This is a genomic window from Caulobacter sp. UC70_42 (assembly GCF_044056025.1).
Taxonomy (GTDB): Bacteria; Pseudomonadota; Alphaproteobacteria; order Caulobacterales; family Caulobacteraceae; genus Caulobacter.
Window position 1 is genome coordinate 4,180,796 of the sequence record NZ_CP171994.1, and the last position, 22,590, is coordinate 4,203,385.

The 22,590-nt window shown below is 68.5% G+C and carries 13 protein-coding genes and 6 pseudogenes; 5 read left to right on the forward strand and 14 right to left on the reverse strand.

Features of this window, described 5'->3' with window-relative positions:
• The first annotated feature begins 350 nt into the window (after nucleotides 1-350).
• A complete protein-coding gene (locus ACHMW8_RS20930; RefSeq protein WP_395443669.1) occupies nucleotides 351-1,370 on the forward strand; it encodes a serine hydrolase domain-containing protein in 1,020 nt (339 codons plus the stop codon).
• 5 nt (nucleotides 1,371-1,375) lie between these two features.
• Here the strand turns inward: ACHMW8_RS20930 and ACHMW8_RS20935 are convergent, their stop codons facing one another.
• The 6 genes from ACHMW8_RS20935 to ACHMW8_RS20960 all read right to left on the reverse strand — a co-directional run bounded on the left by ACHMW8_RS20935 (nucleotide 1,376) and on the right by ACHMW8_RS20960 (nucleotide 8,026).
• Nucleotides 1,376-1,753: a glutathione S-transferase family protein gene (locus ACHMW8_RS20935; RefSeq protein WP_395443670.1), complete on the reverse strand. Its 378-nt coding sequence runs from the start codon at nucleotides 1,751-1,753 to the stop codon at nucleotides 1,376-1,378.
• On the reverse strand, nucleotides 1,693-2,001 hold the full coding sequence (locus ACHMW8_RS20940) for a glutathione S-transferase N-terminal domain-containing protein (protein ID WP_395443671.1): 309 nt from the start codon (nucleotides 1,999-2,001) through the stop codon (nucleotides 1,693-1,695). Before ACHMW8_RS20940 ends, ACHMW8_RS20935 begins: the two co-directional genes overlap by 61 nt.
• Nucleotides 2,002-2,129: 128 nt before the next feature.
• Entirely contained in the window at nucleotides 2,130-3,473 is a 1,344-nt protein-coding gene (locus ACHMW8_RS20945) for a hypothetical protein (protein WP_395443672.1), read from the reverse strand.
• Between the two features lie 654 nt (nucleotides 3,474-4,127).
• A complete protein-coding gene (locus ACHMW8_RS20950) occupies nucleotides 4,128-5,405 on the reverse strand; it encodes a TonB-dependent receptor domain-containing protein (RefSeq protein ID WP_395443673.1) in 1,278 nt (425 codons plus the stop codon).
• Nucleotides 5,302-6,624, reverse strand: a complete 1,323-nt coding sequence (locus tag ACHMW8_RS20955) for a TonB-dependent receptor (RefSeq protein ID WP_395443674.1) — start codon at nucleotides 6,622-6,624, stop codon at nucleotides 5,302-5,304. The genes ACHMW8_RS20950 and ACHMW8_RS20955 overlap by 104 nt, the downstream gene beginning before the upstream one ends.
• A 58-nt stretch (nucleotides 6,625-6,682) precedes the next feature.
• Nucleotides 6,683-8,026 (reverse strand): dicarboxylate/amino acid:cation symporter, encoded by a 1,344-nt coding sequence (locus ACHMW8_RS20960; RefSeq protein WP_395443675.1) that lies wholly within the window; start codon nucleotides 8,024-8,026, stop codon nucleotides 6,683-6,685.
• A 231-nt stretch (nucleotides 8,027-8,257) separates the two neighbouring features.
• Between ACHMW8_RS20960 and ACHMW8_RS20965 the strand changes: the two genes are divergently transcribed.
• The 4 genes and pseudogenes from ACHMW8_RS20965 to ACHMW8_RS20980 all read left to right on the forward strand — a co-directional run.
• Nucleotides 8,258-9,010 (forward strand): cache domain-containing protein, encoded by a 753-nt coding sequence (locus tag ACHMW8_RS20965; protein WP_395443676.1) that lies wholly within the window; start codon nucleotides 8,258-8,260, stop codon nucleotides 9,008-9,010.
• A gap of 386 nt (nucleotides 9,011-9,396) precedes the next feature.
• Nucleotides 9,397-9,573, forward strand: a pseudogene (locus tag ACHMW8_RS20970) (hypothetical protein); the annotation flags it as partial.
• Nucleotides 9,574-9,760: 187 nt separating this feature from the next.
• Complete coding sequence (locus ACHMW8_RS20975; protein ID WP_395446020.1) at nucleotides 9,761-10,093, forward strand: sensor histidine kinase; 333 nt, start codon at nucleotides 9,761-9,763, stop codon at nucleotides 10,091-10,093.
• A gap of 32 nt (nucleotides 10,094-10,125) precedes the next feature.
• A pseudogene (locus ACHMW8_RS20980) lies at nucleotides 10,126-11,439 on the forward strand (sigma-54-dependent transcriptional regulator); the annotation flags it as partial.
• 1 nt (nucleotide 11,440) lies between these two features.
• On the opposite strand, the pseudogene ACHMW8_RS20985 reads toward ACHMW8_RS20980, so the two are convergent.
• The 8 genes and pseudogenes from ACHMW8_RS20985 to ACHMW8_RS21020 form a co-directional block, all read right to left on the reverse strand.
• Nucleotides 11,441-13,116: pseudogene (locus tag ACHMW8_RS20985) on the reverse strand (alkaline phosphatase family protein).
• Nucleotides 13,117-13,237: 121 nt separating this feature from the next.
• Nucleotides 13,238-14,008 (reverse strand): uroporphyrinogen-III C-methyltransferase, encoded by a 771-nt coding sequence (gene cobA, locus ACHMW8_RS20990; RefSeq protein ID WP_125158312.1) that lies wholly within the window; start codon nucleotides 14,006-14,008, stop codon nucleotides 13,238-13,240.
• A pseudogene (locus ACHMW8_RS20995) lies at nucleotides 13,998-16,679 on the reverse strand (molybdopterin-dependent oxidoreductase). Before ACHMW8_RS20995 ends, cobA begins: the two are co-directional and overlap by 11 nt.
• A gap of 4 nt (nucleotides 16,680-16,683) precedes the next feature.
• Nucleotides 16,684-17,035: pseudogene (gene nirD, locus ACHMW8_RS21000) on the reverse strand (nitrite reductase small subunit NirD).
• Nucleotides 17,032-19,498: pseudogene (gene nirB, locus ACHMW8_RS21005) on the reverse strand (nitrite reductase large subunit NirB). The pseudogenes nirD and nirB overlap by 4 nt, the downstream one beginning before the upstream one ends.
• A gap of 30 nt (nucleotides 19,499-19,528) precedes the next feature.
• Nucleotides 19,529-20,749, reverse strand: coding sequence for a NarK/NasA family nitrate transporter (locus tag ACHMW8_RS21010; RefSeq protein ID WP_125158308.1), 1,221 nt, complete (start codon nucleotides 20,747-20,749; stop codon nucleotides 19,529-19,531).
• 235 nt (nucleotides 20,750-20,984) lie between these two features.
• Nucleotides 20,985-21,962, reverse strand: a complete 978-nt coding sequence (locus tag ACHMW8_RS21015; protein ID WP_395443677.1) for a CmpA/NrtA family ABC transporter substrate-binding protein — start codon at nucleotides 21,960-21,962, stop codon at nucleotides 20,985-20,987.
• The gene (locus ACHMW8_RS21020) at nucleotides 21,959-22,537 is read right to left on the reverse strand and encodes an ANTAR domain-containing response regulator (RefSeq protein WP_395443678.1); all 579 of its coding nucleotides are present in this window, start codon (nucleotides 22,535-22,537) and stop codon (nucleotides 21,959-21,961) included. The genes ACHMW8_RS21015 and ACHMW8_RS21020 overlap by 4 nt, the downstream gene beginning before the upstream one ends.
• Between the last annotated feature and the right edge of the window lie 53 nt (nucleotides 22,538-22,590).

Here is a 22,590-nt window from a genome sequence, read left to right on the forward strand (position 1 = left end):
ACCATGGCGAGGGCCAAGGCGCATTGTCGCCGGCGAATCGCGGCGGCGCGGCGACCATGAACAGGCCTGGCATGATCCCCTCCCTCGACGCCGTGATCGCCGCGCCGTTGACCTCGAGGACACACGCGTGCGTTCAACCTCGTCAACAATATTGTTCAACAATTTTTGTTGATGCTCGCGCGAAATGAAGTTCATCATCCGCGATGATCGAGCACGGCTTCCGCTTCGCCCCCGCTTCCGGCGCCAAGATGGCCATGCAGGACAAGCAAGCTCCGGGGCTCTTCCTTGTTGCGCCTGACTTCATACACGGCCCGGCCGACAAGGGCCTGCCAATTCATGGGAGGCGACTCATGCCATTCGCGATTTCACGCCGGACCATTCTGGCCAGCGCGGGGCTTCTCGCGGCCTCGCCAGCCCTCGCCGCCGCGCCGTCCACGGCCCTGCGGCCGGTGCTCGACTATCTGGGCGAGCAGAACACCACCGGCTTCCTGGTGGTCCAGAACGGCGAGACACTGGTCGAAAAGAACTGGCCCCTGCCGGCCGACGCGGGCCAGTTTCGGGCCAGCTTCACCTACGGAACGACAAACGACGGCGCCTTGCTGGAGGATGTCGCCTCGCAGCAGAAGAGCTTCGTCTCGATGCTGATCGCCATCGCCATCGACAAGGGCCTGATCGATGTCGACAAGCCGGTCGCCCACTATATCGGCGCGGGGTGGTCCAAGGCTTCGCCCGAGCAGGAAGCGGCGATCCGCGTGATCCATCTGCTGACCATGGCCTCGGGCCTGGACGAGAAGCTGGCCTTCGTCGCTCCGGCGGGGACGCGATTTTTCTATAACACCCCGGTCTATGCGGAAACCAAACGCGTCGTGGCCGCCGCCGCCAAGCTGCCGCTCGAGACCATCACCCGCGACTGGCTGACCGCGCCGGCCGGGATGGTCGACACCGCCTGGCGCCAACGGCCCACCGCCTTCGCCAGCGTCGGCAACGCCACGGGTCTGGTCACCTGCCCACGCGACGTCGCCCGGTTCGGCCAGATCGTGCTTGACGGCGGCAAGGCGGCCGACGGCAAGCGGATCGTCTCCGAAGCAAGCCTCAAGGCCATGTTCGTCCGCTCGGCGACCAACCCCGCCTATGGCCGGCTGTGGTGGCTGAACGGCGGCTCGGAGACCATCCGAGCGACCGGACGCGCCACGCCGGGGCCGCTCATTCCCGCCGCGCCCGCCGATACGGTCGCTGCGTTCGGAGCGCTCGACCGTCGCCTGTATGTCAGCCCCAGCCGCAAGCTGGTCGTTGTCCGCATGGGTCAGGCCGCGGCCGACCAGGATTTCGACCAGCAGCTGTGGCTGCGCCTGTCGAAGGCGCTGGGCTGACGACCTCAAGCCGCCTTGACGTTCTGCGCCGCCTTGGCGGCCAGAAACGCCGGCCGCGCGGAGAGTCGCTCCCAATAGGCCGCGACTTCCGGGCTGAACTTGTGATCCAGTCCGACCGTATGGGCCAGCAGCAGGGCGTAGCCCACGCAGACGTCGGCCATGGTGAACCGTCCGGCGCACAGCCATTCGCGGTCGGCCAGGGCGCGGGTCACATGGCGCAGGCGCGACAGGAACCACTGGGCGTAGTCGTCGGCCGCCTGCTTCACCCGGCGCTCCTCGGGCTCCAGCTGGGTGTAGCGCAGCACGATCGTCTGCGGGAACGTCAGCGTCGCCTCGCCGCGATGCATCCAGTCCAGCCACAAGCCGTAGTCCGGCTCGTCCACGCCGACCGCCAGCGGCGTGGGGCCATGGCGTGTCGCGAGATACTGCGGATCGCGGCCGACTCGGTCATTCGCGTCTCCGCATCGATCAACAGCGGGATCGTGCCCAGCGGATTTTGCGCCAGGTACTCGGGCGCCAGGAAGCGTGGCGGGAACGGCAACAGGTGCAGGCGATAGGCCAGCCCCATCTCCTCCAGCGCCCAAAGGGCTCGGAACGATCGCGCGTCATGGCAGTGGTAGAGTTCGATCACCGGGGCCCCCCTCGCCTGGCCCCACAGCGGCCGCCCGCGGGCGCTGTGGGCAATCTCGTTCCGGCGATCGTACAACAGGAATTGAGATTGGCCGCCAGCCCCACGGCAAGCTCGCCAGCCACCGCGCCCTATTTCAGACCCGGCTTGGCGCGCGGATAGCTGCGGGTCGACAGAGCCGGGACCTTGTAGTCGACCTGGAAGTGGCAGGCCTCGCCATAGGTCTTCACGGCCTCGGCGCAGCCGACGGCCAGGGTCGCGGGGCTGGGCTTGGTTCCCAGCTCGATCCAGGCCGTCATAGCCCGCAGCAAGGCCGCGTATTCGGGCGTGGCCAGCTTGGAATGCTCGTGCTCGTCGGTGAACGACTGGACCAGCAGGTCGCTCTTGCCAGCCTTGGCGACGGTGTCATGGAACACCTGTTCCAGTTCGACGAAGGCGGTCGGATCGTCGATGGCGTGCATCGTCAGGGTCGGAACCGGCAGCTTGCCGGTCAGGTCGCTGTCGTCGGCCAGCCTGCGCACGCCTTCCGGATCGGCCTTGAAGCGGATCACGCCCTTGTTCAGCGCCTTGTCGTCGTCGGAACCCTTGTAGACCACGCCGATGTTGGTGAAGGGGTTCTTTCCGCCCAGCCGCTTGTTGACCATGTCGGCAAAGGTGAAGGTCGCCCAGGAGAGGTGGCTGCCCAGGGTGCGCTCGGGGATCCTGGTCACCGCCAGGATATTGGCGAGGTTGCGCCGCTGCTGCACCGTGCGCTGGCCCGCCGGCAGGTCGACGCCGGTGCAGGCGTTGACCCGCTCGTCGAGCTCCTTGTTGGTCAGCTTCGAGCCGACCGGCTGTCCCTGCCACAACGGATACTGGGCCTCGCCCTTTTCCGGATGGTTGCCGCAATAGTACTGGTAGACGGCCCGCAGATCGGCGCGGAAGTCATAGGCGCGCGTGCCGCCCGAGACCACGCCGCTGGTGAGGATGACGCCATCGTAGACGAGACTGCCGTCGGCGTCCTTGCTGTAGAGCTCGGCGGTCTTGGCCGCGACATTCCCGCCCCAGGACTGGCCGTGCAGAATGGTGCGCTTGGGCCGGCCGTAGTTTTCCCAGAACAACTTGCGCAGGTTGTCGCTGTCCTCGGCGGCCGAGCGGACGCCGTAGCCTTCGCGGCGATAGTTGGAGCCGGCCCAGGCGTAGCCCTCTGCGACGGTGACGGCGAAGCGCTGCAGATCCTCGATCGCGTCGTCGGGCTTGGGCTTCTTCAAGCGTGGCCCGCCATGGGTATGTAGAACGAGCGTCCCGTTCCAAGCCTTTGGAATAGCGATCCAATAGTAGGCGCCATTCATGTCCTGGCCGGCCATACATTTGGTCTCGCCCGGCAGGCCATCGGGACAGGTCTTTGCGGCGGGCGCTTCGGCGCAGGCGGCCGTGGCGGACATCGCCAGGCCAAAAGCCAGAGCGGCGCCCGAGAGCTTGGGGGACAGCTTCATCACCGGCGAAAACCTCGTCACGCAAATACGAAGGAGAACCGGCCGCTCCTGGGAGAATGTTGGAGCGGCCGGTGCGCTGAGCCTCAGAACGACTTGCTGACGCTCATGTACCAGTAGCGGGCATAGGGGTTGTAGAGCGAGCCGATGTAGCCCGAAGACGCCAGCGGCGGATCCTTGTCGAACAGGTTGCGCGCCCCGACGCGGATGCGGGTGTCGTTGGCCCAACCCTTCCGCTCGAAGCGGTACTGGCCATAGAGGTTGACCGTGGTCAGAGGCTCTACGCGCCAGGGCTCCCCGGTGGTCGACAGCAGGTCGGTGTCCAGCACCGCGCCGGTATAGATCACCGAGGCGCCGATCTGGACCGGACCGCCGCGCCAGGTGCCCGTGCCGCTCCACTTCCACTTCGGCTTGCCGTTGCGCTTCAGCAGGTCGCCCGGATCGGTCAGCGGCGTGGCCGGGTTGATCGTCCCGGCCGCGCGGGCGGCGAACAGATCGGCGATCGGCGGGGCCAGTTCCTGCGAGAACTTGTCCATGTAGGTGCCATCGACATTGGCGCTGAAGCGACCCAGCTTGTCGGTGCGCAGCGTCCAGTTCAGGCCGAAGTCGATGCCGCTGACGGTCTGGGGCTGCAGGTTCTTGAACTGGTCGCGGATCTCAAGGATCTGGCCGACCGGGGTCAGGCCCGTGCCGTTGAAAAAGGCGATGTCGTCCACCGTCGGGGCGGCGCGGATGACGTTGGCGTTGGTCGTGCCCGTCAGGCGGAACAGATAGTCCTGCACGGCGGCGTTGGTCGAGCCCAACGTGCCGACAATGCCCTGCTGCTTGATCTGCCAGCGATCGACAGTGATCGTGAAGCGGCCGAACTGCTCCGGAATGAAGGTCGGCTGGCAGCACGACGCCCACCGAATAGCTCTCGCTCTCCTCGGCCTTCAGGTTGGGGTTGCCGGCCGTGGTGAAGCGGATGCCTACTCCGCGCGTGCAGGCGCTGAAGGTCGAGATGCGGCCGGCCCGCAGGTCGGCCTCGCAGCGGTAATAGTCGGTGACGGTGTTGGTCCGCGAATAGGCGAACGGATTGGTCGTCTCCAGGTTCGGGGCGCGAAAGCCCTTCTGCCAGGAGCCGCGGAAACGGACGCCGTCGACCACATCCCAGGCGAAGGCCACCTTGGGCTTCGCGACCGAACCGAAGTCGCTGTAATTCTCGTAGCGGCCGGCCAGCTGGACATCGATACGGCGAACCAGCGGGATGTTCATCTCCGGCGAGACAAGCGGCAGGGCGAACTCGACGAAGGCCGAGCCGACGTCGCGCGAACCCTTGGTGCTGGGCGTGTCGTTGACGCCGGTGACGTTGCTGTTGCTGGTGTTGCCCGTCACCGGGTCGGTGAAGGGCGTACGACCGTCCAGCTGCGGGTCGCGGCGGTCCTGTTGGGTCTCGTGACGGAACTCGACGCCGGCGGCGACGCCGACATCGCCCGACCAGATGGTCAGCAGGTCCGGCTTGGACACCTTGAAGTCGGCCAGGGTCAGGGTGGTGGTCGAATGGCGCTTGAGGCGGAAGCGGATGGCGTCCAGCGCGGCCTTGGAGCTGGGCGTGCAGTCACGACCACCCGCGCCGTCCAGGCAGCCGCCGTTGAACGGGTTGTAGGCGTCGGGCGTGGACAGAGCCAGCTGGGCGGCCAGCTTCTTGCTGTCGATGCCGTCGCTCTCGTCCTTGGCGTCGGCCTTGGAATAGAGCAGCGCCGAGTCCCACGACCAGCCCCACGTCTCGCCCTTCAGGCCGCCCAGGAAGCGGGTCTGGTAGTTCTCGACCTCGACCTTGCTCGGTCCCAGGTCATTGAAGCGGTAGTTGGTGAAGGTCACCGGCAGGCCGGCGGCCGGCACGTTGGTCAGGTTCGGCAAGCGGTTGGGATTGACCGTACCGTCGGCGAAGGTCACCGGGCCAAAACGGATTCCAGTAGTTGCTGGCCGGGACCCCGATCGCCACCAGGCTGGTGCCCTGGGTCGTCAGGCCCTCCGACGTGGCGTGATAGAGGCCGATCTCGCCATAGGCCGTCAGGGTGTCGCCGATGTCGTAGTGGCCGTTCAGGAAGACGTTCTGGCGCTCGATCTCCGGCGCGATGGTCGTCGCGTCGTTCTGCACCGCGTTGTAACGGTAGGCGTTGGCCGTGCTGCCGGTGGCCAGGTTGCCCGTGCCCAGGCACAGGCCGGCGCCGAACTGTGTGGCGCAGCCGGCGATGGTGTTGGGCTGCACGTGGGTCGCGCCGGCCGCCGAGGTCAAAGCCGTCGTTCCCTGGCGGATGACGCCGGGGCCGCCGAACACCGTGAAGTTGGCGAACGAGTTCTGGTTGCCGCGATTGTCCGGCGCGGCGCTGGCGGCGTACTCCGGATAGCCGGCGAATAGAGAGCGCAGGTCCTGGGTCGCGGTATAGGGCCGGTCGCTCGGACGCTGGGCCGTGCGCCAGGTGAAGTTGCCGTTCAGCGAGATATTGCCCCGGCCTTCGGCGAAGTTGCGGCCGGCGAAGATGTTGCTGGTGTATTCCTTGCGGTGCGTGCCCTCGGCCCAGCCGTACTGGGCGTCGACGGTCAGACCGTCGAAGTCGGTCCGTAGCACCGTATTGACCACGCCGGCCACGGCGTCCGCGCCGTAGATCGCGGCGGCGCCGTCGCGCAGCACTTCCAGGCGATCCAGGTTCGAGGTCGGGATGGCGTTGGCGTTGTAGCCCAGCAGCGGCACGGTGCCCGACGACTGACTGGTCGGATGCGAGACCAGGCGACGGCCGTTCAGCAGCACCAGGGTGTTGCCGACGCCCAGGCTGCGCAGGTTGATCGAATTGACGTCGCCACGCGTGGAGTTGCTGGTCTGCGGGGCGTTGCTGGGATTGATGAAGACGTCGCCCATCTGCGGGATCGAGCGGAACAGGTCATCGCCCGACACCGCGCCGGTGGCGGCGATCTGGTTGTTGTCCAGCACCGTGACCGGCAGCGCCGCCGTGGTCTTGGCGCCCTTGATCTGGCTGCCCACCACGACGACTTCCTCGACCTTGGTGGCGTCGGTCGCTTCCTGGGCGGCGGCGGCCGTGGCGGCGAGCAGGCTGGCCAGGGCCACGCCGCGGACGAGGCGGCGGCGATGGCCGCGGAGGGTTTGGTGCGTCACGATTTAGCTCCCCAAGTTTCTTTGTTCTGAGTAGGCTCTGGAGTTGGATCCGCCGGCCCTATGGACGCGCGGCGTCCGGGACGGGACCGCTCGTGTCGGGCGGGTGTTTCTTCGGATTCAAGGCCGACCCTAGGGCCGCGACGTCCAGGCCGCGCTCCCAGCGCGAGACGACGATCGCCGCCACCGCGTTGCCGGTGAAGTTGGTCAGGGCCCGGCACTCCGACATGAAGCGGTCGACGCCCAGGATCAGGGCCATGCCGGCCACCGGAACGGAGGGGACCACCGACAGGGTCGCGGCCAGGGTGATGAAGCCCGCGCCGGTCACGCCCGCCGCGCCCTTCGAGCTCAGCATGGCCACGCCCAGCAGCAGCGCCTGCTGCTCCCATGACAGGTGAACGCCGGTGGCCTGGGCGATGAACAGCGCCGCCAGGGTCATGTAGATGTTGGTGCCGTCCAGATTGAACGAATAGCCGAGCGGGACGACGAGGCCGACGACCGACTTCGGGCAACCAGCCTTCTCCAGCTTCTCGATCAGGCTGGGCAGCGCGGCTTCCGACGAACTGGTGCCCAGCACCAGCAGCAGTTCGGCCTTCAGGTAGCGGATCAGGCTGAAGATCGAGAAGCCGTTGGCGATACCCACCGCGCCCAGCACCACGATCACGAACAGCGCCGAGGTCAGGTAGAAGGTGCCGACCAGCATGGCCAGGTTGGCGACCGAGGCGATGCCGTACTTGCCGATCGTGAAGGCGAAGGCGCCGAAGGCTCCCAGCGGGGCGGCCTTCATGACGATGTGCACGAACTTGAAGAAGGCCTGGGCCACCAGCTCCAGGAAGTCGACCACGGGGCGAGCCGGCTCGCCGACTAGGGTCAGCGACAGGCCGAACAGGATCGAGATCAACAGCACCTGCAGGATCTCGCCCTCGGCGAAGGCGCCGACCACGGTGTCCGGGATGATGTGCAACAGGAAGCCGACGATGCTCTGGTCGTGCGCCTTGGCGGCGTATTCGGCGACCTTGTCGGTCTTCAAGGTGGCGGGATCGATGTTCATGCCCGCGCCCGGCTGGACGACATTGGCGACGATCAACCCGACGATCAGGGCCAGGGTCGAGAAGATCAGGAAATAGATCAGCGCCTTGATGGCCACGCGGCCGACCTTTTCCAGGTCCCGCATGCCGGCGATGCCGGTCACCACAGTCAGGAAGATCACCGGGGCGATGACCATCTTCACCAGCTTGATGAAGGCGTCGCCCAGAGGCTTCAGCGACTGGCCGATCTCCGGATAGTAGTGGCCGATGGCGCCGCCCAGGACGATGGCGAGCAGCACTTGGAAATAAAGGTGCTGGAAGAACGGCCGGGATCGTTCAGAGGCTCGCGCGGGCGCGGCCGGTTGGATCGTCTTCACTGTCGCCTCTTGGAGCCGCGTTTCCACCCGCGCCCCTTTGCCAGGGCGCCTGGATAGACGATCCTTTCAGGCGGAAGCCCGCGCAAGCGGCCTGAAGAAAAGCCATAAGACATTGCTTCAACACAATATTTCTTATTCGGAGACGACGCTAACAGCGCCACCGACTGCGAAAATCCCTACAGCCAATCCGGTATTTGTGCGAGAATCCACACAAATCCTGGAAACGCGTTGATGACGACCATGCGGCCGCCGAATCTCGCCGACCCGATCGTTCGCCGCTGGGCCGCCTATTTCGCGGTGAGCGTGATCATCCTGGCGGCGGTCGTCGGCTTCGCGGGCGCGGTCGCCGAACGGCGGGCCGAGGCCGACCTGGCGCGTCAGGCCCAGACCTCCGCCACCCTGCACGCGGCCGTGCTGCGCAGCGAACTGGCCAAGCACCGCTCCCTGCCCTTCGTGCTGGCTCAGGACCCGGACGTGGCCGAGACCCTGCGCTCGGCCGATCCGCGCGGCATCGACGCCCTGAACCGCAAGCTGGAAACCCTGAGCGGCGGCACGCGCGCGGCCGTGATCTATGTGCTGAACGCCAAGGGCAAGACCATCGCCGCCAGCAACTGGCGAGAACCGACCAGCTTCGTCGGCTCCGACTATAGCTTCCGCCCCTACTTCAAGGAGGCCAGCGCCAAGGGCGTGGCCGAACTCTTCGCCCTCGGCACGGTCAGTCGGAGGCCGGGCCTGTTCATGTCCCGCCGCGTTCGAGGGGCGCGAGGGCATGCTGGGCGTGGTGGTTGTGAAGGTCGAGTTCGAGGCGCTGGAGGCCGAATGGTCGGCCGCCGAGCCGGCCTTCGTCGCCGATCCGCGCGGCGTGATCCTGGTGACCTCTATCCCAGCCTGGCGGTTCTCGACCCTCACGCGCCTGCCCCGCGCCGAGCAGGAACAACTGCACACCGAGCACCGCTTCGGCGACGCCCCGGTTCTCGGTGCTGAAGGCCGCGCCCGCGCCCGTCGCCGGCCGATCGCCTGTCCTGACCACGGCGGCGGCGGACGGCGACACGCGCTTCATGGCCGCCAGCGCCGACCTGGGCGCCGCCAATTGGACCGTCTTCACCTTCACGCCGGTGGGCGAAACCTTGCGGGCCGCCGTCGCCGGGGCGCGAGCCATCGCCCTGCTGGTCGGTCTGGTCGTGTGCGGTATCGCCCTCGCCCTCCTGCGCTGGCGTGGTCAGGCCAGCCTCCGCGCCGCCCGCCAGGAGACCGCCCGGCTGGAACTGGAGGCCCGCGTCGCCGAGCGCACCACCGAACTGCGCGAGACCAACCAGCGCCTGGTCGTCGAGATCGAGGAACGCCGCCGCGCCGAGGCTCACGTCCACCTCATGCAGGACGAGTTGGTGCAGTCGAACAAGCTGGCCACCCTAGGCCAGATCGCCGCGGGCGTGGCCCACGAGATCAACCAACCGGTCGCCGCCATCCGCGCCTATGCCGACAACGCCGCCGCCTTCCTGGACCGGGCCGACGACAAGACCGCCAAGGCCAATCTCGGCCTTATCGCTGGTCTCACCGAACGCATCGGCCTGATCACCGACGAACTGCGCGCCTTCGCCCGCAAGTCCAGCGCGCCCGCCGCGCCGGTGACCGTGCGCGACGCCATCGATGGCGCCCCTACTGCTGGTCGGCCCACGCGTGCGTCAGCAGAACGTCCGGGTGATCCGCGACGAGGCGGACGAGGCCGCCCGGGTGATGGCCGAGCGTTTCCGGCTGGAACAGGTGCTGGTCAACCTGCTGCAGAACGCTCTGGAGGCGCTGGAGGGCGCGACCAATCCGGAGATCCGGGTCCAGGTCGCGGTCAAACGCGCGCAGGTGCGGATCGTGGTCGCCGACAATGGCCCCGGAGTCGCCCCCGAGGCCGCCAAGAGCCTGTTCACCCCCTTCGCGACCACCAAGCCGCGCGGCCTCGGCCTCGGCCTGGTGATCAGCCGCGACATCGTCGCCGAGTTCGGCGGCGAGCTTTCCCTGGAGCCCGCCCCCGGCGGCGCCCGCTTCGTGATGTCCCTCCCCAAGGCGCGTTCCTGATGCTTGTTCCCGTCAACCAAGTGGCCTTCATCGACGACGACGAGGTGCTGCGCGACGCCAATGTCCAGACCTTGCAACTCGCCGGGTTCGAAGTCATGGCCTTCGCCGCCGCCGAGGCGGCCCTGGCCGCCCTGCCGGCCGGCTTCCCGGGTGTGGTGGTCAGCGACATCCGTATGCCAGGCCTTGACGGCCGCCAGCTGTTCCGTCGCCTCAAGGCCCAGGACGAAGATCTGCCGGTCATCCTGATCACTGGCCACGCCGACGTCGCCGAGGCGGTTGAGGCCCTGCATGACGGGGTCTACGACTTCGTGGCCAAGCCCTACGCCCCCGATCGTCTGGTCAGCAGCATCCGCCGCGCGATGGAGAAGCGTCGGCTGGTGCTGGAGAACCGCACCCTGCGCACCCTGGCCGTCGAGGCCCAGGGCGATTGGCCCCTGATCGGCCAGACGGCGGTCATGGAGCGACTGCGCGCGACGCTAAGACAGCTGGCGAACGCCGATGTGGACGTGCTGCTGGAGGGCGAGACCGGGGTCGGCAAGGAGTTGGCCGCTCGCGCCCTGCACGCCTGGGGTCGCCGTCGCGACCGCGAATTCGTCGCCGTCGACTGCGCCGCCCTGCCCGCCGCGGCCCTGGATAGCGAGCTTTTCGGCCACGAACTGGGCGCCTTCAGCGGCGCCGTGCGTCAGCGCGCCGGCCGCATCCAGCAGGCTGATCGCGGCACCCTGTTCCTCGACGAGATCGAGACCCTCGCGCCGGAGGCGCAGGGCAAGTTCCTGCGGGTGCTGGAAGAACGAGAAGTCACGCCAATGGGCTCCAACCGCGCCCAGACCCTCGATCTGCGCATCGTCGCCGCCGCCAAGTCGGACCTGTCGGACGCCGTCGCGGCCGGCGCCTTCCGCGAGGACCTGTTCCACCGCCTGGACGTCGTGCGTATCCGAATCCCACCGCTGCGCGAGCGACGCGAGGACGTGCCACTGCTGTTCGCCCACTTCCTGGCCAGGGCCTGTGAACGGCTCCAGGGCGAGTTGCCGAAGATCGACGACGCGATCCGCTGGCGGCTCTACAATCACGACTGGCCCGGCAACGTCCGCGAGCTCAGCCACTACGCCCAGCGCGTGGCGCTTGGCTTGGCGGACCAGGGCGGCGATTTGCCGGCCCAGCCCCCGCCGCCGCTACCGGCGCGGGTGGCGACCTACGAGGCGCATCTGATCGAGGAAGCCCTGACGGCCGGTGAAGGCGATGTCCGCAAGGCGCTGGAAATCCTGCGCATTCCACGCAAGACCTTCTACGACAAGATCGAGCGTCACGGCATCGACCTGGCCCGCCACCGTCGCCGGCAGCGCTAGCCTAGCAGCCTTGGCCGTAGACCAGCGGCCGGCAGACGCCGTCGATGTCGGCCGGCGCCTTGACGCCTGTGACAGCGGCGATGGTTGGGGCGATGTCGACCGTGTCCAGCGGCAGCACCCGCTCGTGCGGCGTCGCGCCCTTCCACCAGAACAGGATCGGCACGCGACGGTCGTAGTCCCACGGGCTGCCGTGGGTCGAGACGTAGGTCGCCCCCGCCGTGGCCGGCACGCGGTTGGGCTTGAAGGCGATCAGTATATCCCCGACCCGGCCCGGATAGACGCTGCGACGCACGCGCTCGGCCACCGACAGTTCTTCGATCGCGGCGTCGGCCGGAGCCGGCGCCAGGGTCAGGATGGCGTTGGAATCGAAGGCCTCGGCCACGGCCGGTTCACGCTGGATCAAGGCCAGGGCCGCGGTCGTAATGCGGGCGCGGTCGGTGATCGAGGGCGCCTTGCGATCCGGTCCGACGACATAGATCTGGTCGATGCCGCCGTCGGCGATCAACGGATCCCACGACAGGTTTAGATCCTTGCGCAGCTGGGCGTTCAGCCCGGCGACCCACGGCTTGCCGATCACGCGCTCGATGTCGTAGCCCTCGTCATGCAGGCGTTCGGCGAAGTCGGCGCCGCCATGGTCGGCGGCCAGCACGACCAGAACCCCGCCCTTGACCTTGTCCAGGCTTTTGAGGAACGCGCCCAGGCGGTCGTTCGAGGCGGGCGATCTGGTCGCACATCTCCGGACCGCGCGTGCCCCAGCGGTGGCCGATGAAGTCGGTGGCCGACAGGCTGACCGTCAGCACGTCGACCTGCGGCCCATCGCCCAGGGCGTAGGTCTCGCGCAGGGTCTGGGCCAGCTCCAGGGTCACCTGGTCCGTATAGGGGCTGGCGTAGAGATCCCGTTGCCGGCCGGCCTCGTCGGTCGCTACCGGAATCGGCAGGGCGGCGCGCCATTTGCGGCCGCCAGTTTCGTAGTCGGCCTCCAGCGCCTGGCAGCGTTTGGCCGAACCGCCGACCAACTTCCTGTCGTAGTCCCAGACGTAAGGGTGTTTCTTGAGGTCCGCCGCCAGCCTGGCGTTGAAGGCGGCGACCGGCTTCAAGCGCTCTTCCGCCGTCTGGCCCTGGGCGACCCAGGTCGTGAAACCGAAGCCCGGCTGATACCAGAACTGCCCGTCGGCCTGATGGCCCGACATGGTGATCGCCCCGCGATCCTTGCCCGACACGCCGAAGACCCGGCTTTTCGGCGACACGGCCTTCAGCCAGTCGCCATAGGTGGTGGCGACCAGATTGACCGGCGACACGGCCCGGCCCTTGGGATTGTCGGCCGGCGTCGCGTTGGGATCGGCCAGGCAGTAGACCGTCTTGCCGGTGGAGAGGTCGTACCAGTCGTTGGCGCTGATGCCGGTCTTGTTCCGGATGTTTGCCCGTCAACAGGGTCGAGTGCCCCGGGCAGGTCTCGGTGAAGGCGTGCGACTGGTAGCCGTTCGGATAGATCACGCCGCTGCTCAGCGTCTTGAGCCCACCTGTGAACTCCGGCCGGTGCTGGGCGTAGAGGTTGGCGCTGAACTGATCGATCGAGATGACCACGACCAACCTTGGATCCGGCTTGGCGGAAAGGGTGGACGCCTGGGCGGCAAAGCCCATCGACACGGCGGCGGCGGCGAGGCCGCAGGTAAGCATCTTCTTCATTCGCAGCGATTTCGCGCGAACCTATCGTCCTTGCAAGGCCGGAAACGGAGCCCGTGCGATACGGGCCACTTTTGTCAGCTGTCAGATGATATTTCGAACATCGCGGCGACTTTCAGCCGAAGGCCCTGCGCTCGACCTGTGACATCGAATTGGCGGTTGCGAAGGCGGCGACCTCGCCGACGACGATCAGCAGCGGCCCGTCGCCGGCCTCGGCGATGCGTTCCGCCAGCGTCGCCAAGGTGGCCGGATAGAGCCGGGCTTCGGCGCCGCCAGCCTTCTCGATGGCGACGGCGGGCGTGTCGGCGGGCCGGCCGGCTTCGATCATCCCTCGGGCGAGGTCGCCCGCCACCGCGCCGCCCATATAGACCGCCAAGGTCGCCTCGGGATCGGCGGCGGCGCTCCAGTCGCCCGACAACTTGCCGGCCTCCAGCCGCGCGGTGGTGAAGACCACCCGGCGCGCCTCGCCGCGGTGGGTCAGCGGAAAGCCGAACTGGGCGGCGGCGGCGCAGGCGGCGGTGACGCCGGGCACGACCTCGGTCTCGACCCCGAAGCCTTTCAGGAACGCAGCCTCCTCTCCGACCCGACCGAAAATGGAGGGATCACCGCCCTTTAGCCGGACAACCTTCAGGCCCTTGCGCGCCAGGCGCAGCATCAGGCGGTTGATCTCGTCCTGCTTCATGCTGGGCTTGCCCGCGCGCTTGCCGGTCTGGATTCGCACGCAGCCGGCGGGCGCCAGGGCGATGGCCTCTTCCGAGCACAGCGCGTCATAGAGTAGCGCCTGGGCGCTCTCGACGGCGCGGACGGCGCGGACGGTCATCAGATCCACTGGCCCCGGACCGGCGCCGACCAGCAGCACCTTGCCGAGCTTGATCTCAACCGACATGGGCGGGCTCCTTAGGAGTAACGGCGAAGGTTTTGATCATGCGTGCTATTTCAGGACGGCAGGATCCGCAGTTGGTCCCCGCCCCCGTGACCGCGCCGACGGCGTCCGGGGTGTCCACCCGGCGGCGATGGCCGCGTCGACCGCCTTGGCGCCGACCTTCAGGCAGGCGCACACGATCGGCCCGCTGTCGACCGACGCGCCGGGCCGGCGGCCGAACAGCAGGGCCGAGCGCGCCTCGGGCGAGAGGGTCTCCTCGGCGAACAACTCGGCCAGCCAGTCGCGCGGCGGCAGGCGGCCGGTGGCGGTCATGTAGAGGACGGCGACCAGACGCCCGTTCTCGACCCCAGGCCTGGCGGCGCGCGCCGGTGGCGGGGTCCTCATAGGTGACGAGTTCGCCGGCCAAGCCCTTGGTCAGGGCCTTGCGGAGGGCGTCGCGCTCGACAGCGTCGCCCCGGCCGGCGAACTCGTGCTGCTGGCAGGCGTCCTGGGGAATACGCCGCCAGACAAGATCCGTCCCGACCGGGGACGTCAGGACGGATCGGCTCAGAAAGAAGCCCTTCCAGGTCTCGCGATAGGGGCGGATCCGGGCGGGCGTGTGCTTGAACTCCGGCTGGCCAGAGGTGGGGTCGACGTTGGGCGCGACCAGGGCGTTGGCCCGACCCGACGGCGCGAAGGCGTCCGTCCAGTGCATGGGCATGAACACGCTGCCGCGCCGCTGGCGGTCGCTGACCTTGGCGACGGCGACAGCCTCGGCGCGCGCCGTCGTCACCCGCGCCAGGGCGCCGTCCTTCACGCCCAGAGCCAAGGCGTCGTCCGGATGGATCTCGACATAGGGCTCGGGCGCGTGACGGCAGAGGTCCGGCGCCAGGCCGGTGCGGGTCATGGTGTGCCACTGGTCGCGGATGCGGCCGGTGTTCAGCGACATCGGGAACGCGTCGCCGGTAGCCTCGGCCGGTCCCTTCGGCTCGACCGGAACCATCCGGGCGCGGCCGTCGGGGGTCTGGAAGCGACCGTCGACGAACAGCCGCGGCGTGTCCTTGCCATCGGCCTTCACGGGCCATTGGATCGGTAGAAGTTCATTGTAAGCCTCTGGCCTCAAAGCCGAAAGGCCGGATAAGTTCAGAAGTCGACCGTCGTTCTCGTAGGCCGTCAAACGGGCCCATTCACGAAAAACACTGGCGTTGCTGGCCCAGCCGAAGCCGTCGAAGCCCATGGCCGTGGCGACGTCGGCCACGATCTTCCAGTCGGCGCGCGCCTGGCCTGGCGCCGGGAACAGAGCCCGCTGGCGCGACATCCGACGCTCGGAATTGGTGACCGTTCCGTCCTTCTCGCCCCAGGCCAGAGCCGGCAGCTTGACGTCGGCGAAGGCGGTGGTGTCGGTCTCCACGCAGTCGGAGACCACCACGAACGGGCACGCGGCCAGGGCCTCGCGGATCGCGCCGCTGTCAGGCAGGCTGACGGCCGGATTGGTGGCCATCACCCAGATGGCTTGGATCCGCCCGTCGCGGACCGCCTCGAACATCTCGACAGCCTTCAGGCCCGGCGCGCGCGCCGTGTCGGGCGCGCCCCAGAAACGGGCTACCCGGTCACGGTCTTCCGGCGCGAAGTCCATGTGACCGGCCAGGGTGTTGGCCATGCCGCCCGTCTCGCGCCCGCCCATGGCGTTGGGCTGGCCGGTGATCGAGAACGGGCACGCGCCGGGCTTGCCGATCCGACCCGTCGCCAGGTGGGCGTTGATGATCGAGAGGCCCTTGGCCACGCCTTGGGCCGACTGGTTCGCCCCCATCGAGAACAGACTGACCGTCCGCGGGTTGGCGGCGAACAGATCGTAGAAGGTCAGCAGATCGACCTCGGCCACGCCGCAGTCCGCTGCGACGGCGCTTGAAGACTGGTCGCCTTCGGCAAGCTTGGCCGTGACTTGCTCGAAATTGTTCACATGTCGGGTGATGTAGCCGCGATCGATCGCGCCGCGCCGGATCAGGTCGGCCAGCAGGCCATTCCACAGGCGGACGTCGCTCTGAGGGGCGATCGCCAGGTGCAGGTCCGCGCCCTCGGCGGTGTCGGTGCGGCGCGGGTCGATGACGACGTGCTTCTGGCCGCGCGCCCTCGCCGCCTCCATGCGGCGGAACAGCACCGGATGGGTCCAGGCGGCGTTGTGGCCGCTGAACACGACGAGGTCCGCCAGATCGAGGTCCTCGTAGCAGCCTGGGACCAGGTCGGCGCCGAAGGCCTGCTTGTGGGCGGCCACGGCCGAGGCCATGCACAGGCGGCTGTTGGTGTCGATATTGCCGGAGCCGATGAAACCCTTCATCAGCTTGTTGGCGACGTAGTAGTCCTCGGTCAGCAGCTGCCCCGAGACGTAGAAGGCCACTCTGTCGCGACCGTGGCGGGCGATGGTGTCCCTGAACCTTTTCGCGACCAGTGCGGTAGCCTCGGTCCAGGTCGCGGCCTTGCCGTTGATCGTCGGCTCCAGCAGCCGGCCTTCCAGCCCGACGGTCGCCCCCAGGGCCGAGCCCTTGGAGCACAGCCAGCCGAGGTTGGCCGGGTGGAGGACGTCGCCGGCGACTGACACCGAACGCCCCTGCCCGACCGCGCCCGTCACCCCGCAGCCGACCCCGCAATAGGCGCAGGTGGTCTTGACGGTCTTCAGCGCCGTGGAGCCGTCGGCCATGCGCTCAGTCCGCCATGACGGGCTGGGCCAGCAGGACCCGACCGTCCCGAACCAGAACCGGCACGACCGGCGCGCAGCCCTTGCCGGCGTCGGCGCCCGTGGGCTGACCGGTCGCCAGGTCGATGACCCAGCTGTGCAGCGGACAGGTCACGCCGTGGCCGTGAACGATGCCTTGGCTCAAGGGGCCGTGCTTGTGCGGGACAGCGGTCGACCAGGGCGAAGACGTGACCGTCGCCGGTGCGGAACACGGCGACGTCGCCCTGGGCGGTGGCCACCCGACGCGCGCCGCGCTCGGGGATGTCCGTCACAGCGCCGACGTCTCGCCAGTGCGGATCGATATGGGCTTGCAGGGTCATTCGGCCGCCATCTCCAAGGGAAGGGTCGCCATCGGCTTGAACTCGCCGGCCGCCACCCCGCCGCTGGCGCGCTCGGCCCACGGGTCGATCTGGGCAGTCTCCTGCGAGACCACGAAGCGGTCGTAGAGCGCCATGCGGCTGTCGAGGTCGTCGACCGTGGCCGCGCGGATCGTGTTCGAGGCCCACGCGGGCCATCCACTTGTAGATCCGCTCCAGGTACCAGCCGCCCTCGCGGTACATCTGCATGACCGCGGCGATCACCGCGATCGCCGCGGCCTCGGTCGGAACCTTGGTCAGCAGTTGCGTGCCCTGGATGTGCAGGCCGGCCGCGCCGCCGACGTGGATCTCGTAGCCGCTGTCGACGCAGATCACCCCGATGTCCTTGCAGGTCGACTCCGCGCAGTTGCGGGGACAGCCCGACACGGCCAGCTTGACCTTGGCCGGCGCCCACGAACCCCACATGAACTTCTCGAGCTTGATCCCGAGGCCCGTGGAGTCCTGGGTGCCGAAGCGGCACCAGTCGGAACCAACGCAGGTCTTCACCGTGCGCAGCCCCTTGGCGTAGGCGTGACCGCTGACCATGCCGGCGGCGTTGAGGTCGGCCCACACCGCCGGGAGGTCGTCCTTCCTGACGCCCAAGAGGTCGATGCGCTGGCCGCCCGTCACCTTGACCGCCGGAATGGCGTACTTGTCGGCGACGTCGGCGATGGCCCGCAGCTCGGCGGGGCTGGTCATGCCGCCCCACATGCGCGGCACGACCGAATAGGTCCCGTCCTTCTGGATATTGGCGTGGACGCGCTCGTTGATGAAGCGCGACTGGCTATCGTCGACGTATTCGCCCGGCCAGGCGCACAGCAGGTAGTAGTTCAGGGCCGGCCGGCATGAGGCGCAGCCGTCGGGCGTGGTCCACTCCATGGCCTGGAAGACGGCGGGCATGGACTTCAGCTCGAACTCGACGATCGCCTTGCGCACGTCGCCATGCGGATGATGCGTGCACTTGCACATCGGCTTAGGGCCAGCCTGGGCCTTGAAGCCGTCGCCGAGGGTCAGGCGGATGACCTGCTCGACCAGCGGCGTGCAGGACCCGCACGAAGCCGAGGCCTTGGTCACCGCCCGGACGTCGTCCAGCGTGGTCAGGCCCTGTGCCGTGATCGCGCCCGTGATCGCACCCTTGCAGACGCCGTTGCAGCCGCAGATTTCCTGCGTGTCGGGCATGGCCGCAACGGCCGCGCTAGGGTCCAGGCCCGAGAGGCCCTCCGTGATCGCTTGCCCGAATATCAGGGTCTCGCGGATCTCGGCGACGTCGGTCCCGGCCCGCATCAGGTCGAAGTACCAGCCGCCGTCGGCCGCGTCGCCGAACAGCACCGCGCCGGCGACCTTGCCGTTCTCGATGACCACCCGCTTGTAGACGCCCCGCGCGGCGTCGCGGAACACGATGTCTTCGCAGCCCTCGCCGCCAGCGAACTTGCCGGCCGAGAAGACGTCGACGCCCGAGACCTTCAGGCGGGTCGACAGCACCGAGCCGGCATAGGCGCCCTCGCCGTCCGTCAGCGCCTCGGCCAGGGCTCGGCACATGTCCCAGATGGGCGCGACCAGGCCATAGCAATTGCCGCGGTGCTCGACGCATTCGCCCACGGCGAACACCGCCGGATCGGACGCGCGCATGGCGTCGTCGACGATCACGCCGCGATTGACCTGCAAACCGGCGGCCTTGGCGAGGGCGGCGTTCGGGCGGATGCCGACGGCCATGACCAGCAGGTCGCACGGCAGGACGCGACCATCCTTCAGCTTGAGACCGGCGACCTTGCCGTCCCTGCCGACGATCTCCTCGGAATGCGCGCCCAGCACCGTCTCGACGCCGCGTTCGGCCAAGGCCTCGCGCAGCAGGTAGCCGGCGCTCTCGTCCAGCTGGCGCTCCATCAGGACATCCATCAGATGGACGACCGTGGCGGCCATGCCGCGCCGGGCCAGGCCGTAGGCGGCTTCCAGGCCCAGCAGGCCGCCGCCGATGACCACGGCGCGGGCGCCCGGCTTGCCCGAAGCCTCGACCATGGCCTCGACGTCGTCGAGGTCGCGGAAGGTGACGACGCCCTTGAGGTCCGAACCCGGCAGCGGCAGGCGGAACGGGTCCGAGCCGGTGGCCAGGATCAGCTTGTCATAGCCGACCTCCAGACCGCCCTCGGCGGCCACCTTGCGGCCTTCCAGGTCGACCGCCGTGACGGCGCGGCCGGCGTGCAGGGTGATGGCGTTGTCGCGGTACCAGGCCTCGTCGTTGATGACGATGTCATCGAAGGTCTTCTCGCCCGCCAGCACCGGCGAGAGCATGATGCGATTGTAGTTCACCCGCGGCTCGGCGCCGAAGATGGTGACGTCGTAGCGGGCGGGGTCGCGCTTCAGCACTTCCTCGACCGCCCGGCAGCCGGCCATGCCGTTGCCGATGACGACCAGACGTTCTTTCGTCATGGGTCTATCTCGCTTGTCGGAGGAACAGGATCAGACGCGGACGGTCGCGGCGTCGCCGTGCAGGGTCGGCCAGATCGCCCGCCAGCGCGCCTTGAGGCTGAACAGGGCCACCAGGGCGAACAGCGCCAGCAGGGCGAAGCCGATGAAGCCGGACTGGTAGGAACCGGTCATCTTCTTGGCCAGACCCAGGGTGGACGCCAGGTAGAAGCCGCCGAGGCCGCCGGTCATGCCGATCAGGCCGGTCATGACGCCGATCTCCTTGCGGAAGCGCTGCGGCGCCAGCTGGAACACCGCCCCGTTGCCCGCGCCCAGGGCCAGCATCGAGAACATCAGCACGGCCAGGGCGACATAGGCCGAGGGCAGCTGGAAGCTGGCGGTCGTCAGGCCGATCGCGGCCAGGACATAGACGAAGCTCAGAGTGCGCACGCCGCCGAACCTGTCGGCCAGCGCCCCGCCCACCGGACGGATGAAAGAGCCGGCGAAGACGCAGGCGGCGGTGAAGAAGCCGGCGACGACCGGGTCCAGGCCGTATTCGGAGTTGAAGTACATGGTCAGCGACGAGGCCAGGCCCACGAAGCCGCCGAAGGTCACCGCGTACAGCAGCATCAGCCACCAGGCGTCCGGGACCTTCAAGACGTCGAGATATTCGGCCAGCTTCTTCGGGGCGGGCTGCTCGGGCGCGTCCTTGGCCAGCAGCATGTAGACCACGAACGCTACGGCCAGGGGGATGGCGGCCAGGCCGATCACGGCCTGCCAGCCGAACGCCTTGGCCAGAGCCGGCGCGAACAGGGCCGCCAGGGCCGTACCCGAGTTGCCGGCGCCGGCGATGCCCAGGGCCAGGCCCTGATGTTCCTGCGGATACCAGCGCGAGGCCAGCGGCAGGGCCACGGCGAACGAGGCGCCGGCCACGCCCAGGATCACGCCCAGGGCCAGCACCTGATGGTAGTTGTGGATGCCGATCGCCCAGGCCAGCACCAGGCCCGTCAGGACGATCATCTGACCGACCATGCCGGTCTTCTTGGGACCGATCCGGTCGACCAGCACGCCATTCACCAGGCGCAGCACGGCCCCGGCGAGAACGGGGATCGCGACCATCAGGCCCTTCTGGGCCGGGTCGAGATGGAAGTCCTTGGCGATGGCGACGCCCAGCGGCCCCAGGATCACCCAGACCATGAAGCTGAGATCGAAATACAGGAACGCTGCGAACAGGGTCGGCGCATGGCCGGCCTTCAAAAAGTCGCGGGAGATCATGACGGCCTCGGATGTTTGCGTGTCTGCGAGAGCGGGACGTCGTCGTCCCGGACGGTTCGACCGCATCCGAGCGGTCCTCTGGCAGCCGCGAACGCCGTTGTTCGGAGGCCTTGAGACTAGATGAGACCCAGCTTCACGCGGCTGTCACGCCGATGCCGCGTCGCGATGCCGAGGTTTGTTGCTGCGCACGTTTGCTGAGCGGCGCGGCGTCGGCGGCGCTCACGAAGCGTGCAGATCAGGCGAGAAGATGTCCCGAAATCTCCGCCGCATCACGGTAGAGGTCGGGCCGGTAGACCCGATCGACCAGGGCGTCGAGGTCGACGCCAGCGCGCAGTTGGCCCCAGCGGACCATTCGGGACGCCATCCACAGGCCGTCTTCGCGGCGCGGCAAGCTGGCTCCGTCGCGGTGGAAGACGATCTCGTTCGCCAAGGCCCGAGCGATGGCGGCTGGCGCGGCGCCGACGACATCGGGACGCGCCAGGATGGCGATCAGGTCTTCGCGGTTGACGGGGTCATCGGCCCAGGCCGCGCCGCGGATCACGGCCCGCAGGCAGGCGCGAAGGTCGTCGGGCCGTTGCTCGGCCAGCGTCGCCGGAACGCCCAGCACCTTGTCCGGTCCGCCCGGCAGCAATTGCGAGGCCGTGACCAGGATGCGACCAAGTCCCTCGGCTTCCGCCACCGCGTTCCAGGGCGCGCCGACGCAGAAGCCGTCGACCTCGCCGGCTCGCATCCGCTCGACCATGCGCGGCGGCGGGATCACCACCAGGCGCACATCGCGGTCGGGATCGATCCCCGCCGCCGCCAGCCAGTCGCGCAGCAGGTAGTTGTGCATCGACTCCGGGAAGACCATGGCGAAGGTCAGCGTCCCCCGCCCGCTCGCCCGCCGCGCCGCGACGACCTCCGCCAGCCCCTCGCCCTTCAGCCCGATCGTTCCGGCCAGCGCCGCCGAGACCGTGATGGCGGCGCCGTTCCGGTTCAGGGCCAGCGGCGCCAGGATCGCGCTCCCGGCGGCCAACGCCATCGGCGCCAGCATGTGCGCCCCATCCAGCGCCCCGACGGCGACCTTGTCGCGGATCGTCGCCCACGAGGCCTCGCGGACCAGTTCGACGGCCAACCCCTCGTCCTCGAAGAAGCCCAGCGTCGCGGCCACGGCCAGCGGCGCGCAGTCGGTCAGCGGAATGAACCCCAGCCGCAGTTCGGAAAGGCCGCTCACGAGACGTCTCCCCGCAGCACGCCGGCGAAGGCCAGCAGGTCCGCGGCCACGACGCCGATAGGCTTGCCCCGGTCCATGGCCAGCTTGCGCAGCAGGCGATAGGCGCCGTCCTCGTCCAGGCCGCGCTCCTTCATCAGCAGGCCCTTGGCCCGGTCGACGACCTTGCGGGATTCCAGATCCGCCTTGGCCTTGGCCAGGTCGCCGCGCAGTTGCTGGGTCAGGGCGAAACGGCTCATGGCCACGTCGAGGATCGAGCGCACCCGGCCCGGCGCCAGCCCATCGACCACATAGGCCGCCACCCCGGCCCGCACGGCTTGCTCCGCCAGCCCAGGCTCGGAGCGGTCGACAAACATCACGACTGGACGCGGCGCGCCTTCGGTGGCCTCGCGCAGGCTTTCGAGCGTGTCGCGATCGGGGCTTTCCGCCGCGATCACCACCACGTCGGGCGCGAAGGCCAGGACCTCCGCCTCATCGTAGAGGGTCGTGTGACGCACCTCCGCCGGCTCGACGCCCTGAAGCCCGGCGGCCACGAGGGCCGCCCGGGCGTGATCGGGGTCGATGACGAGGACGCGCATATCGACCGCCTAGGCCTTTAGCGGCGCCTTGAGGAGCCTCGTCGGCGGTTCTG

Excerpts from the sequence above, each read along its gene's own strand:
- ACHMW8_RS20930 (WP_395443669.1), top strand. The coding sequence starts at position 351 with ATGCCATTCGCGATTTCACGCCGGACCATTCTGGCCAGCGCGGGGCTT.
- ACHMW8_RS20945 (WP_395443672.1), bottom strand. The coding sequence starts at position 3,473 with ATGAAGCTGTCCCCCAAGCTCTCGGGCGCCGCTCTGGCTTTTGGCCTG.
- ACHMW8_RS20965 (WP_395443676.1), top strand. The coding sequence starts at position 8,258 with ATGACGACCATGCGGCCGCCGAATCTCGCCGACCCGATCGTTCGCCGC.
- ACHMW8_RS20975 (WP_395446020.1), top strand. The coding sequence starts at position 9,761 with ATGGCCGAGCGTTTCCGGCTGGAACAGGTGCTGGTCAACCTGCTGCAG.
- cobA (WP_125158312.1), bottom strand. The coding sequence starts at position 14,008 with ATGTCGGTTGAGATCAAGCTCGGCAAGGTGCTGCTGGTCGGCGCCGGT.
- ACHMW8_RS21010 (WP_125158308.1), bottom strand. The coding sequence starts at position 20,749 with ATGATCTCCCGCGACTTTTTGAAGGCCGGCCATGCGCCGACCCTGTTC.
- ACHMW8_RS21020 (WP_395443678.1), bottom strand. The coding sequence starts at position 22,537 with ATGCGCGTCCTCGTCATCGACCCCGATCACGCCCGGGCGGCCCTCGTG.